Here is a 12,728-nt window from a genome sequence, read left to right as displayed (position 1 = left end):
CTGCCATCATTCACCGCATCCCACGACCGGATGGCGCACGGGCCCGTCAGCCCTGGTAGGGCTCGGGGGCGACCGGCGCGTCGGGCCCGGTCCCCGGGTCGGGAAGGTCCGTGCCGGGGTCGGCGGGAGGCGGTTCCTCACCGGGCGGCGCCTCGTCCGGGGCGGGCGCCGGCGGGTCCTGCGGCTCCGCCGGCGCGGGAGCGTCGGGCACCGGCTGCGGCCCGGGGTCGGCGGGGGCCTCGGAGGGGCTCGGGCTGCCGGCCGCGTCGTTGCCTGCGGAACCGGTCCGCGACGGGTCGGAGAAGACCTCGGCCGCCTGGACCGGCGGCAGCACCTCGGGACGGGCGTCCTCCTCGCCGTCGGTGCCGGTCGGGCGTTCGATCCAGCTGCCGTCGGCCAGGTTGACGATCAGCAGGTTGTTGACGACCTGGGTGGCGGGCTTGACCACGATCACCCGGTCGGCCCGGTAGCCGGACCACGGCTTCCCCTTGGGGACGACGGCCGAGGTGAGCGCGATGGGCTGCCGCAGCGGGCTTCCCGCGGCGCACCGCACCCGCGGCGACCCGTACTGGTCCACGAGGACGGCCGTGCCGGCCTGGAGGACACCCTGGTGGGCCGAGGCCCGGCCGCCGCTGTAGCCGTGGCCGGTGACCCGGGTGTCGGCGCGCAGCTGGACGGCGGTGAGCCCGCGCAGGAAGGAGGCGACGTCGCCCTCCTCGACTCCCGCGCCGTCGGCGAAGGCGCGGGCGCGGGCCTTGTCCTCGCCGAGCAGCCGGACCTGCGCCTCCACGTCGCAGCCCGGCGTCTCCTGGGCGCCCGCGTAGAGGCCGGGCGTGGCGCCCGAGATCGTGCGCAGGCTGGTGCCGTTCCCGGAGGGGCTCTTGGGGGCCGGCGTCACGGGCGGGGGCGTGAAGGAGGCGGAGGACCGGGCCGTCGAGGCGGTGAAGGGTTCGGGGCCGGGTGCGGCGAGCGCCTGGAGGAGCAGTTCGCCGGAGGCGGCCTCCCGGTCCCCGCCGCCCCCGCATCCGGTGGCCAGCAGGCCCACGCACACCGCGGCGGCCGCCGCGTACAGACGATGCATCGGTGAACGCACCACGTCTCCCACTCCGTCGTCCCGTGCCACGACGCCCCGAGGAGGCGTCCCGTGTTCTGTGTTCCTCCATTTCTGACGGATCGACAGAAGCGCCGCGACTTGAACACGATCGGCCGAGGCCGCGCCGGGCGGTGGCCGCGGTACCGGACGGCCCGGAGTCCGCACGGGTCAGCCGAGTGCGGCGCTCGCGGCACGGACGCGGGGCGGTGTCCCGGCGCGCCCGCCGCCATTCGGCGGTGACGCGCCGCGCCCCGGGGAGCGGCGCCCTTCTCCCCTGCCGGGATACTGGGAGCGATGGAGTGGTTCGGCGACGACGCCTACTGGCTGAGCCGGCTGGTGTTCCAGCGGGCTCTCGCCGTCGTGTACCTGATCGCGTTCGTGTCGGCCGCGCGCCAGTTCCGGGCGCTCATCGGCGCCCGGGGCATGCTCCCGGTGCCGGACCATCTGCGACGGGTGCCCGCGCGGGCGGCGCCGACGCTGTTCCGGCTGCACTACTCGGACCGCTTCTTCGCCGCCGTGGCCTGGACCGGAGCCCTGCTGTCGGCCGCGGCGGCCGCCGGGGCCGCCGACCGTCTGCCGCTCGCCCTCGCGATGGCCTGGTGGGCGGTCCTGTGGGGCCTGTACCTGTCGATCGTCAACGTGGGACAGACCTGGTACGGCTTCGGCTGGGAGTCCCTGCTGCTGGAGACCGGATTCCTCGCGGTCTGGCTCGGCAACGAGCACACCGCGCCGCCGGTGATCGTGCTGTGGCTGCTGCGCTGGGTCCTGTTCCGGGTCGAGTTCGGCGCGGGGCTCATCAAGCTCCGCGGGGACGCCTGCTGGCGGGATCTGACGTGCCTGTACTACCACCATGAGACCCAGCCGATGCCGGGACCGCTGAGCTGGTGGTTCCACCGTCTGCCGCGGCCCGTGCACCGGGTCGAGACGGCCGCCAACCACGTGGTGCAGCTGGGAGTGCCGGTGCTGCTGTTCACCCCGCAGCCGGTGGCCGGCGCCGCCGCCGGGCTGATCGTCGCGACCCAGCTCTGGCTGGTGCTCTCCGGGAACTTCGCCTGGCTGAACTGGCTGACGATCGTGCTCGCGCTGTCCGCCGTGGACGCGTCGCCGGTCGTCCCGCCGCCGGAGCTCCCCGCCGCGCCGCTGTGGTTCGTGGTCGTGGTGTCGGCCGTCGCGGCGGGGCTGCTGGCGCTCGGTGTGCGGCCTGCGCGCAACCTGTTCTCCCGGCGCCAGGCGATGAACCGCTCGTACGACCCGTTCCACCTGGTGAACGCCTACGGTGCGTTCGGCAGCGTCGGCCGGGTGCGGTACGAGCTGGTGGTCGAGGGCACCGACGATCCGGTCGTCCGTGCGGGGACCGTGTGGCGGGAGTACGGCTTCCGCGGCAAGCCCGGTGACGTACGCAGACGGCCCCGCCAGTACGCCCCGTACCATCTGCGCCTGGACTGGATGATGTGGTTCGCCGCGCTGTCCCCCGCGTACGCCCGGTCCTGGTTCCTGCCGTTCGTCGAACGGCTGCTGGAGGGCGACCGGGACACGCTGCGGCTGCTCGCGCACAACCCCTTCCCCGGGGCGCCGCCGGCCCAGGTGCGGGTCCGGCTGTACCACTACCGGTTCACGACCCGGGCGGAGCGCCGGGCGACGGGGGCCTGGTGGCACCGGACACCGGTGCGGGACTTCCTGGCGCCGACCCGGCTGCGCTGACGCACGTGCGGGCAGCGCCGTGCCCCCGCCCGGAAGGCGGGGGCACGGCGCCGCAGCACTGGTGAGCGGGTGCGGGGGGCCGCCGTCGCGGGTCCGCACCGCGGATCTCAGTCGATGCCCTGCAGGATATGCGGCTCGGCGAGGTCATCCTCGTACCCGGCCAGTCGGATCGGGGCCGAACGGGCCCAGACCTCGAGGTTGCGGATCTCGTCGGCTCTGCGGGGCCGTTCGCCGCCGCGTTCCGACGGCCGCGTTTCGTGCTTCAGATCTGGTGTCACCGCGCACTCCTCTGTGTCGCGTAACAGGGACGGGGGCAGTTGGGTCGCGGTGGCGCCGTCAACTCTGGCGGGATCGCGGCCGGGTGCGGACCTGTCCCGGGGCGGCCGGAGGGGACCGAGTGGGTCCCTGGAGCCGTCCATTCGCCCCAGCGTAACCAAATGAGCGGAGCCATGCTCGATGGGGCCCGGAATTCAGCCCAATTCAGGCCAACGACCCCCTCCAAATGGACAACGACCGGCGCGCCTGCTGGCGCACCGGTCGAAAAGGTCCCACAAGAAGAGGACTTGTCACTGATTGCCGGATTCCGTTTCCGGCGGAGGATCACCAGTTGGCGGGGGCGTAGTCCTTCAGGAAGCAACCGAACAGATCCTCGCCGGCCTCGCCCCGCACGATCGGGTCGTACACGCGGGCGGCGCCGTCGACGAGGTCCAGCGGAGCGTGGAAGCCCTCCTCCGCCAGGCGCATCTTGTCCGGGTGCGGCCGCTCGTCGGTGATCCAGCCGGTGTCCACGGCCGTCATCAGGATGCCGTCCTTTTCGAACATCTCCTGCGCGCTGGTGCGGGTCAGCATGTTCAGCGCCGCCTTGGCCATGTTGGTGTGCGGGTGGCCCGCACCCTTGTAGCCACGGCTGAAGACACCTTCCATCGCCGACACGTTCACGACGTACTTGCGGCGGCCCGCCGCGGCGGCCATGGCCGGCCGCAGCCTGCTGATCAGGATGAACGGCGCCGTGGAGTTGCAGAGCTGCACTTCCAGGAGCTCGACCGGGTCGACCTCCGAGACCGTCTGGATCCAGCTGTTGGTGTCGTGCAGATCGGGCACCAGGCCGCCCGCGTCGATCGCGGTGCCGGCGGCGATGCGCTCCAGCGAGGCGGAGCCGCTGACGAGCGCGAGGTCGGTGATCTCCTGGGCGCGCAGCCCCTCGCCGGCGGAGACCGGGAGGGCGGCGACGGAGTCGACGGCGCCGCTGCCGAAGGTGCCGATCACCTGCGCGGGCGGGAGCTCGCCCGCGGGAAGCGGGGCGGACTCGGCGGCGACCAGTTCGCTGTACGCCTGGGGCGAGCGGCGGACGGTCTGGGCGGCGTTGTTGATCAGGATGTCGAGCGGCCCCTCGGCGGCCACCGAGTCCGCCAGGGCGACGACCTGGGCCGGGTCGCGGAGGTCGATTCCGACGATCTTGAGGCGGTGGATCCAGTCGGCGCTGTCCGGCATCGCCTTGAAGCGGCGGATGGCGTCGTTCGGGAACCGGGTGGTGATGGTCGTGTGCGCGCCGTCGCGCAGCAGCCGCAGCGCGATGTACATGCCGATCTTGGCGCGGCCACCGGTGAGGAGCGCCCGCTTGCCGGTGAGGTCGGCACCGGCGTCGCGCCGCATGCGGTTCTCGGCGGCGCACGGCTGGCACAGCTGGTGGTAGAAGGCGTCGACCTCGACGTAGCGGCTCTTGCAGATGTAGCAGGACCGGGGGCGGCGGAGTATCCCCGCGATCTCGCCGACCGTCGAGGACGAGGGCAGCAGGCCCTGGGTCTCGTCGTCGATCCGCTCGGCGGAGCCGGTGGCGGTGGCCTCGGTCACGGCACGGTCGTGGGCGGTCTTGGCGGCCCGCCGCTCCTGGCGGCGGCGCTGCTTGACCGTGCGGTAGATGCCGGCCGTCGCCCGGCGCACGGCGATGGCGTCGGGGTGGTCGACCTCCAGCTTGTCGAGCTCGTCGAGCACGCTGAGGCAGACGGCGAGACGCTCGGGGTCGATGCCCGGGCCGTAGGCCACGGGGCTGTCGTCGGTCAGGGTCATCGCCGTCGTTGTTCCTCGATCACTCGAATGCGCGGTTTCAAAAGCGCGATTTTACCGACGGTCGGGGGTGCGGGCCAAATGACTCCCGTCACTGCGGACCAGGAGGCGGGGACCTGCGGGGCGCTGGCCGAAATCAGCGGGCAGGCGCCGGCATATTGGACTAGACCTGTGGCGGTTGCGGACGGGAACGCAACCGCTTGTCGCCTTGCACCGCACGGAGCGTCGCCGTACCGGCCGCCACCTGGGGCGGAGGGGACGGGTTTCACCCGGTCGCCCACGGCATGCGATTCGCGCCAGCTTTCGCCGAGCACACCCGCGGAGGCCCGCACAGACCGCACTATGTGTCCCGGCACAGCCGCAGAGCCACTACCAAGGGGGGTAGGGCATGCCGGACGGGGGTCCGGCATGCCCTACCGGGGCGGCCACGGCCGGCGGGCCGTCCGCCGTGCGGACGGCGCACGACGGGCGGCCCGCTGCCCCGCTCGCGGGCCCGGACCGGGCCCGCCGGCGGGATCGGTGGCGGTGGCGGGACCGGGTTCCGGTGGTGGGACCGGGTTCCGGTCGCAGTCGAGGCCCGGCTCCTCTCGCTCCGGCTCCGGCTCTGGTCCGGCTTCAGCTCCGGTCGCGGGTGGCGGGCCGGCACGCGGGCGCGCGGGCGCGCCTCGGAGGGACGCGCCCCGGGGACGGCGGCGGAATGCCTTCCCCTGCTCGGCCACGAGCCCGAGGCCGGTTCGGCTCCGGTCCCGGGTGCCGGTCGCGGTTCGGGCGCGCGACCGTCGTCGTGCGCCCCCGTGCCCCCTCGCGGCGGGCACCGTTGCCCCGCAGTACCAGCCTCCCGCGGCGGCCGTGCAGCCGCCGCTCCCCCGGGGTGCCCGCTGGCGCCCCGGGCGGCACGTTCCGGCAGCGCGCGGCAGGGAGGGGCGCGTCGGATACTGGGGGGTGAACCGGGCGCGTCGCGCCGCCCGCGCCGTCCCCGGGCGCCTGCGCGCCCCACCGGAAGGGGGACCTGGGGCGTATGCCCGTACTACCGCAGCAGTACGGGCAAGTGCCTGCTCAAGAACGACGACGTGAGCCCAGAAGGGGGACAGGGTGGTCCCATGAGTTCCCTCGCGCTGTCCGTGCTCCTGTCACTGGTCTCCGCGGTCGCCTACGCGGCCGGGGCGATCCTCCAGGAGCAGGTGGCGACCACGACGCCCTCCCGACCCTATGCACCGCTGCACCACACGGGATGGTGGATCGCCGTGGCGCTGAACGGCGTGGGCGCCGTCCTGCACGTGATCGCCCTCGCCTACGGGCCGCTGAGCCTGGTGCAGCCGCTGGGAGCCCTGACCATCGTCTTCGCGCTGCCGATGGCCGCCGTGTTCGTACGGCGGCGGGCGGGCGCCACCGCCTGGCGCGGCGCGGTCATGGCGACGGCCGGCCTCGCCGGGCTGCTGGCGCTGACCGGGGGCAACGGCTCGCACACCCTGGGAACCGGTCAGCGCGGCGTGCTCGCGGGCGCGGCGCTCGGTGTGGTGGCCCTGCTCTTCCTGACGGCGCAGGGCGTCCACCGGCCGGTACTGCGCAGCGTGCTGCTGGCGGCGGGGGCGGGCGTCGCGTTCGGGATCGCCTCGGTCTTCACCAAGACGGTCGCCGTCGACTGGAGCTGGGGTGTGCCGTTCGCACAGTGGCCGGCCATGTCCGTGATCGCCGTGCTCGCCGTCGCGGGCCTGCTGCTCTCCCAGGCGTCCTACCGCGGCTCGGGGCTCGCGGCCCCGCTCGCCACGGTCACCGTCGTCAACCCCGTGGTCGCGGCCGCGGTGGGGATCACCCTGTTCGGCGAGGACTTCCGCTACGGCGTGACGGGGACGGTGCTCGCGCTCGCATGCGGGGCGCTGGCGGCCGGCGGCCTGGTGCTGCTCACCGTCGAGCGTCTCGGCTCCGACGGGGGCACGCCCCGAGCGGACGCCCCGGACGTCCGCTCAGAGGTCCGGGGCGGAACCACTCCGGGAGGGCTGGTGGCCGCGCAGCGGGCCCGGGGCCGGGCAGCGGAGCGGCCCGGCCGCGAGGCCTCAGACCGACACGCCGCCGGACCGGAGGTAGGCGAGCGGATCGATGTCCGATCCGTAGCCGGGACCGGTCCTGATCTCGAAGTGGAGATGGGGCCCCGTGCTGTTCCCGGTGGATCCTGAGCGGGCGATGCGCTGGCCAGGGGCCACCTGCTGGCCGGCACGCACGTTCAGCGCGGAGAGGTGGGCGTACTGGCTGTAGCGGCCGTCGTGGTGGCGGATGACCACCTCGTAGCCGTACGCGCCGGCCCAGCCGGCGGAGACGACCTTCCCCGAGGTGACCGCCTTCACGGACGTCCCGGTGGGGACGGCGAAGTCGACGCCCGTGTGGTAGCCGCTGGACCAGGAGCTGCCCGACTTGCGGTAGGCGGTGGAGGGCCCGGCGGAGACGGGCGCGCTGAAGCCGGACTTCCTCTCCTCCGTGCGCGTCTTCGTCTGCTGGGTCTTCGGCTTCGGTCTCGGCGCCGCCTCGGTCTTCGGCGCGGGCGTCTTCCGGTCCGGCTTCGCCTCGGGCTTCGGCGCGGTCTTCCGCTCCGGGGCCGGCGCCTGCTTGCCGCGCTCGGCGGACGGCTTCGCCGGCTTCCCGGCCGCGGGGCGTCCGCTGTCCGGCCGGTCGGCGGCCTTGGCGGGGGCGCGCAGCACCAGGCGCTGTCCCGGGAAGATGAGGTTCGGATCGTCGCCGACGGTCGCGCGGTTCTGCTGGTAGAGCCGCTGCCAGCCGCCGTCGACCTGCTGCCGTTCGGCGATGCCCGACAGCGAGTCGCCGCGCGCGACCGTGTACCCCTCGCGCTGGGTGGGCACCGTCGTCGGGGTCGCCTTGGGGGCGGCCGCCGGGCGGGCGGCGGTGTGCGAGGCCGGCGCGACGCCCGGGGCGTCGCCGCCGCGGGCGAGACCGGCCTGCTGCGAGCAGGAGGGCCATGCCCGGGGGCCCTGGCCCTCCAGGACCTTCTCGGCGATCGCGATCTGCTGGTCCTTGGTGGCGAGGTCGGCGCGCGGGGCGTACCGGGTGCCGCCGTACGCCTCCCACGTGGACTGGCTGAACTGGAGTCCGCCGTAGTGGCCGTTGCCCGTGTTGACCGACCAGTTGCCGGTCGACTCGCAGGCGGCGACCTTCTCCCAGGTGTCCACGGAGGCGGCGTCCGCCGTGCCCGCTCCGACCAGCGGAAGGGCCATGCCGGCCCCGCCCGCCGTGACCGTGAGTGACGCCCTGTTGAGCCGACTCGGCTGATAACGACGGTGTCGACCGGTTCCGGCCATGTTGCTCCCCCACCAGCTGTAGGTCACGCATGCAGGTCATGCCGCAAGCGGCCAACGTAGGGCGCGCATACGCAGGGTGACAAGGCTTCAGCCCCAGAGTGACCGGATCCCGCCCTCGGGAACGGGTGCGCGGGGCGCACTCGGCGGGCGGCGGCTCCCGCCACGGCCGAGGAAGTCCGACAGCGGCAGCGTCGCCGCCCCCACCGTCACCGCGTCCGGGCCGAGTCTGCCCAGCTCGATCGTGGTGCGGGACGCCGCGTGGCGCAGCGCGTACGCCTCGGCGTGACGGCGTACGCCGGGGAGCAGCCGCGGTCCGAGGAGCAGCCCGGCCCAGCCTCCCAGGAGGACACGTTCCGGACAGAAGAGGTTGACGAGGTCGGCGACGGCGGCTCCCAGGTACTCGGCCGTCTCGTCGAGGAGGGCCGCGGCGCGGGCGTCCGGAGCGGAGCCGTCCTCGGGGAAGGCGGCGGCGAGCAGTGCCGCGAGGACCGCCTCGTCACCGGCGTCGGCGGGCAGTTCGGCGCCCGCCTCCTGCCAGCGCTCGCGCAGCGCGGCGGCGCCCACGTACGCCTCCAGGCAGCCCGCCGCGCCGCACCGGCAGCGGCGGCCGCGGATGCGCACGGTGGTGTGCCCCCATTCCACAGCCTGCGGCCGCGCGGCCCCGCCGGGGTCGGCGGACTGGACGACGGACGCGCCGACGCCGGATCCGATCAGCGCGACGGCGGCGGTCGACGCCCCCCGCCCCCCGCCGAACCACATCTCCGCCTGGCCGAGCGTCTTGGCGCCGTTGTCGATGAAGAGCGGGACGTCGTCGGGGATGTCCACGGCCTCCCGGAGCAGCCGTTCGAAGGGGACGGCGTCCCAGCCGATGGTCTGGCCGTGGACGACGGCGCCGCCCGCGGCGGGGTCCTGCTCGACGAGTCCCGGCACGCCCACGCCGATCCCGAGCAGGCGCGCGGTGTCCGCCCCGGCGTCGCCGAGGACCCGGCCGACCCCGGCGCGCACATGGGCGACCACCCGCTCCACGTCGTACCCGTGCCGGTCCAGGGGTCGCTCGGCGCGGCCGAGTTCGGTGAGCGAGAGGTCGAAGAGCTCGACGCGCACCCGGGTCTCGCCGATGTCCACACCGACGAGCAGCCCGCTCGCGGGGGCGACCCGCAGCAGCGTGCGCGGGCGTCCGCCGTCGGAGTCGACGACGCCGGCTTCCTCCAGAACGCCCTCGGCGACGAGTTCGGAGACGACGTTGCTGATCGATCCGGAGCTGAGCGCGGTGGCCGGCCCGAGCTCCTGGCGGCTCGCGGGGCCGCCGAAGTACACCCGCTCCAGGACCCTGGCCCGATTCCCCCGCCGCAGGTCACGCACTGTCCGTCTGTCGCGCTCCGCCATCGTGCTCCTTCCCTCGGAGCAAGATACCCAGTCCCCGGCGGGCGATCCGCCCGCCCTCCACCGAGGATGCGGTGAGGCGGACGGCCCGCCCGCACGTATCCACCGGCACGACGCGCGCCGCCCGGCGGCGGGCGGCGCGGCGGCCGCGGCGGGGCTTCGGACCCTGCGGGGCTCCGGACCCGGCGGCGGTTGCGGACCCGGCGGGGTTCCGGTTCCGGTCCGCGGGCACTCGCCCCGCACAGGCAGCACCCGAACGACTCCAGGAGCGATCGCATGAGTGGAACCGCCCGCATCGGTGTCACCGGACTCGCGGTGATGGGCCGCAATCTCGCCCGCAACTTCGCGCGGAACGGGCTGACCGTCGCCGTCCACAACCGGACGGCCTCCCGGACCAGGGCGTTGGTCGACGACTTCGGCGACGAGGGCTCGTTCGTCGCCTGCGAGTCCGCGGAGGAGTTCGTCGCGGCCCTGGAGCGGCCCCGCCGCCTGATGATCATGGTGAAGGCCGGCGACGCCACGGACGCGGTGATCGAGGAATTCGCGCCCCTGCTGGAGGAGGGGGACATCGTGATCGACGGCGGAAACGCCCACTTCGCGGACACCCGGCGGCGGGAGAAGGCGCTGCGCGAGCGCGGCATCCACTTCGTCGGGGTCGGGGTGTCCGGCGGCGAGGAGGGCGCGCTGAACGGGCCGAGCATCATGCCGGGCGGTTCGGCGGCGTCGTACGAGGCGCTCGGTCCGCTGCTGGAGCGGATCGCCGCGCGGGCGCCGGACGGCACGCCGTGCGTCACCCATGTCGGGCCCGACGGCGCAGGGCACTTCGTGAAGATGGTCCACAACGGCATCGAGTACGCCGACATGCAGCTGATCGCCGAGGCGTACCACCTGCTCCGGGCGGTCGCCGGGTACTCCCCCGCCCGGATCGCGGAGACGTTCCGCACCTGGAACACCGGGCGGCTGGACTCGTACCTGATCGAGATCACGGCGGAGGTGCTGGCGCACACGGACGCGGCGACGGGCGAGCCGTTCGTCGACGTGGTCGCCGACCGGGCCGAGCAGAAGGGCACCGGCCGGTGGACCGTGCAGACCGCGCTCGACCTGGGGGTGCCGGTGTCGGGGATCGCAGAGGCCGTGTTCGCCCGCTCCCTGTCGGGCCACGCGGAACTGCGCGAGAGCTCCCGCGGCCTGCCGGGGCCCGGTCCCGCGGCACTGGACGAGGAGGCGGCGGCCCGCTTCGCGGACCGGGTGGAGCAGGCGCTGTACGCGTCCAAGATCGTGTCGTACACGCAGGGCTTCCACCAGGTGCGGGCGGGGAGCGAGGAGTACGGCTGGGAGGTCGACCCGGGTGCGGTGGCGGCCATCTGGCGGGCGGGGTGCATCATCCGGGCCGCGTTCCTGGACCGGATCCGCGAGGCGTACGACACCCGCCCCGGTCTGCCGAGCCTCCTGACGGACAAGCTGTTCCGGGAGGAGATCGCAGCCGCGCAGGACGACTGGCGCGAGGTGGTGGCCACCGCGGCGCGGCAGGGGGTGCCGACGCCGGGCTTCTCGGCGGCTCTGGCGTACTACGACGCGCTGCGCGCCGACCGGCTGCCGGCCGCGCTCACCCAGGGGCAGCGCGACTTCTTCGGGGCGCACACCTACCGCCGGACCGACCGCGAGGGGGCGTTCCACACCCTCTGGGCGGGCGACCGCTCGGAGGTGGCGGCGGACTGACCGCGGCAGCGGCCGGGCGGGGTCCGTCCCGTGGGCGGACCCCGCCCGGCCCCGTCAGCCGTCCGCGGGCGGCCGGCTGACGGGGCCGCTCCCCGGGCGCGTGCGGATCACACCGGGCCGGGCTGCGGCTCCGGCGGGGGCACCGGCTCCGGCGACGGGCCGGGCGGCTGCGGGATGGGGTCCGGTGCCGGTCCCGGCGTCGGCGGCGGCGTGGGCACGGGGCCCGGCAGGGGCCCCGGGTCCGGCGGCGGGCCGGGCGTGGGGGTGGGCACCGGCGGTGCGGGGTCGGGATACGGGTGGGTCATGCCGGACCTCCAGGGTGCGACGTCGTGCGGTCCCGTTCTCTACCGGACCGCGTTCCCGTCCGCGGCCGATCCAGTCACCCGCGCGTGCGGACGTTCGCGGGGTGGTGGCTCCGGGGCGGTCGCTCCGCCGGTCGGCGGAGCGGGGCGGGGACGGGCCGGCGGGGCGGGGACGGGCCGGGAACGGGTCACCTGCCGGGGCCGGGCGGCGGTCCCGGTTCGAAGGCGGCCAGCATCTCCTCCAGTGCGTGCTGGTCGGGTCCGACGAAGGGGTCCGCGCCGGGGGCCAGGGCGATCGTGTCGAGCATCTGGGGGGCGAGCCCGGGCGCCGGCGGCAGATGGGTGCTGAGCACGATCTCGGGGTCCATCGCGCGCAGCGGGGCGAGCGTGTCCGCGTACCGGCCCGGATCGACGAGATGGACCCAGGGGCTGTCCACGGTCGCCCACAGCAGCTGGGCGGCCCGCAGGTCGCCGTCCTTCACGTCGCCCGCGCTGTCGCCCTCCGCGAGCTCGGCCGAGGGCATCGGGGCGCCGAAGCAGTCGGAGCTGAAGCAGGCCGCGGACTTCTCGTCGTAGAAGCCGATGGTCGCCGGGTTGTCGAACAGCGGGGGCCGGAAGGCGTGGAGCATGCGGTCGCCCACGTCGAGGGACTGGCCCGGGTTGAGGAGGTGGAGCCGGTCGAGCGGGAGCGGGCGTTCCGTCGACATGATGCCCGCGCCCGCGAAGGTGGTGACCACCCGGGCCCGGGGCGCGGACTCCAGCAGCGCGAAGATGCCGCCGGTGTGGTCCCGGTCGGGGTGGCTGAGCCAGATCCAGCGCACGTCCTCGGGGTCCAGGACCGCCCCGAGGGTCCTCACGAAGTCGCGGTCGGGCAGGCCGAGTCCGGTGTCGACGACGACGGGCTCGGCGGCGTGCAGGACGAAGGCGTTCACGGGCAGGAACCCGATGCCGGCGACCTCCAGATGATCGCCGAGCACGGAGATCTCGTGTCCGATCCGGTGAATGCTCATGACGCCTCCGGGACCCCCTGGACCGACGGCGACCGGATCCCGGGACCCGGCCCGCCACCGGCGGACCCGTGCCCGTACGACACCCCGCGCCGGGCCGGCGCCTTCCTCTGTCTCCAGTGTGACCCCGGGCCGGGCGCGGCGCTTCCTC

9 protein-coding genes are annotated in these 12,728 nt (G+C 74.6%); 3 read left to right on the top strand and 6 right to left on the bottom strand.

Annotated features, from left to right (window positions below):
* Positions 1 to 46: 46 nt before the first annotated feature.
* Positions 47 to 1,096: a DUF6777 domain-containing protein gene (locus IAG43_RS29780; RefSeq protein ID WP_187743754.1), complete on the bottom strand. Its 1,050-nt coding sequence runs from the start codon at positions 1,094 to 1,096 to the stop codon at positions 47 to 49.
* Between the two features lie 291 nt (positions 1,097 to 1,387).
* Between IAG43_RS29780 and IAG43_RS29775 the strand changes: the two genes are divergently transcribed.
* Positions 1,388 to 2,794 (top strand): lipase maturation factor family protein, encoded by a 1,407-nt coding sequence (locus IAG43_RS29775; protein WP_187743753.1) that lies wholly within the window; start codon positions 1,388 to 1,390, stop codon positions 2,792 to 2,794.
* A 107-nt stretch (positions 2,795 to 2,901) separates the two neighbouring features.
* Here the strand turns inward: IAG43_RS29775 and IAG43_RS29770 are convergent, their stop codons facing one another.
* Both IAG43_RS29770 and IAG43_RS29765 read right to left on the bottom strand, forming a co-directional pair.
* Positions 2,902 to 3,072, bottom strand: a complete 171-nt coding sequence (locus IAG43_RS29770) for a hypothetical protein (RefSeq protein WP_187743752.1) — start codon at positions 3,070 to 3,072, stop codon at positions 2,902 to 2,904.
* Between the two features lie 322 nt (positions 3,073 to 3,394).
* Positions 3,395 to 4,861, bottom strand: a complete 1,467-nt coding sequence (locus IAG43_RS29765) for an SDR family oxidoreductase (RefSeq protein ID WP_187743751.1) — start codon at positions 4,859 to 4,861, stop codon at positions 3,395 to 3,397.
* 1,097 nt (positions 4,862 to 5,958) lie between these two features.
* Here IAG43_RS29765 and IAG43_RS29760 point away from each other — a divergent pair.
* Entirely contained in the window at positions 5,959 to 7,032 is a 1,074-nt protein-coding gene (locus tag IAG43_RS29760) for a DMT family transporter (protein WP_187743750.1), read from the top strand.
* Here IAG43_RS29760 and IAG43_RS29755 read toward each other — a convergent pair.
* The gene (locus tag IAG43_RS29755) at positions 6,913 to 8,166 is read right to left on the bottom strand and encodes a transglycosylase family protein (protein WP_187744712.1); all 1,254 of its coding nucleotides are present in this window, start codon (positions 8,164 to 8,166) and stop codon (positions 6,913 to 6,915) included. The two genes, IAG43_RS29760 and IAG43_RS29755, sit on opposite strands and share 120 nt — an antisense overlap.
* Before the next feature lie 87 nt (positions 8,167 to 8,253).
* Positions 8,254 to 9,552 (bottom strand): ROK family protein, encoded by a 1,299-nt coding sequence (locus tag IAG43_RS29750; RefSeq protein WP_187743749.1) that lies wholly within the window; start codon positions 9,550 to 9,552, stop codon positions 8,254 to 8,256.
* Between the two features lie 273 nt (positions 9,553 to 9,825).
* Between IAG43_RS29750 and gndA the strand changes: the two genes are divergently transcribed.
* Positions 9,826 to 11,268, top strand: a complete 1,443-nt coding sequence (gndA, locus tag IAG43_RS29745) for an NADP-dependent phosphogluconate dehydrogenase (RefSeq protein ID WP_187743748.1) — start codon at positions 9,826 to 9,828, stop codon at positions 11,266 to 11,268.
* Between the two features lie 490 nt (positions 11,269 to 11,758).
* Here gndA and IAG43_RS29740 read toward each other — a convergent pair whose 3' ends face one another.
* The gene (locus tag IAG43_RS29740) at positions 11,759 to 12,580 is read right to left on the bottom strand and encodes an MBL fold metallo-hydrolase (protein ID WP_187743747.1); all 822 of its coding nucleotides are present in this window, start codon (positions 12,578 to 12,580) and stop codon (positions 11,759 to 11,761) included.
* Positions 12,581 to 12,728: the final 148 nt, after the last annotated feature.

It is taken from the genome of Streptomyces genisteinicus (genome assembly GCF_014489615.1).
In the GTDB taxonomy this organism is placed as follows: Bacteria; Actinomycetota; Actinomycetes; order Streptomycetales; family Streptomycetaceae; genus Streptomyces; species Streptomyces genisteinicus.
The sequence above is the reverse complement of the archived record's forward strand: the minus strand, read 5'-3'. Positions and strand labels throughout refer to the sequence as shown.

Coding starts and splice junctions, on each gene's coding strand:
- IAG43_RS29755 (WP_187744712.1), bottom strand. CDS start 8,166: ATGGCCGGAACCGGTCGACACCGTCGTTATCAGCCGAGTCGGCTCAAC.
- gndA (WP_187743748.1), top strand. CDS start 9,826: ATGAGTGGAACCGCCCGCATCGGTGTCACCGGACTCGCGGTGATGGGC.
- IAG43_RS29740 (WP_187743747.1), bottom strand. CDS start 12,580: ATGAGCATTCACCGGATCGGACACGAGATCTCCGTGCTCGGCGATCAT.
- IAG43_RS29750 (WP_187743749.1), bottom strand. CDS start 9,552: ATGGCGGAGCGCGACAGACGGACAGTGCGTGACCTGCGGCGGGGGAAT.
- IAG43_RS29765 (WP_187743751.1), bottom strand. CDS start 4,861: ATGACCCTGACCGACGACAGCCCCGTGGCCTACGGCCCGGGCATCGAC.
- IAG43_RS29775 (WP_187743753.1), top strand. CDS start 1,388: ATGGAGTGGTTCGGCGACGACGCCTACTGGCTGAGCCGGCTGGTGTTC.
- IAG43_RS29760 (WP_187743750.1), top strand. CDS start 5,959: ATGAGTTCCCTCGCGCTGTCCGTGCTCCTGTCACTGGTCTCCGCGGTC.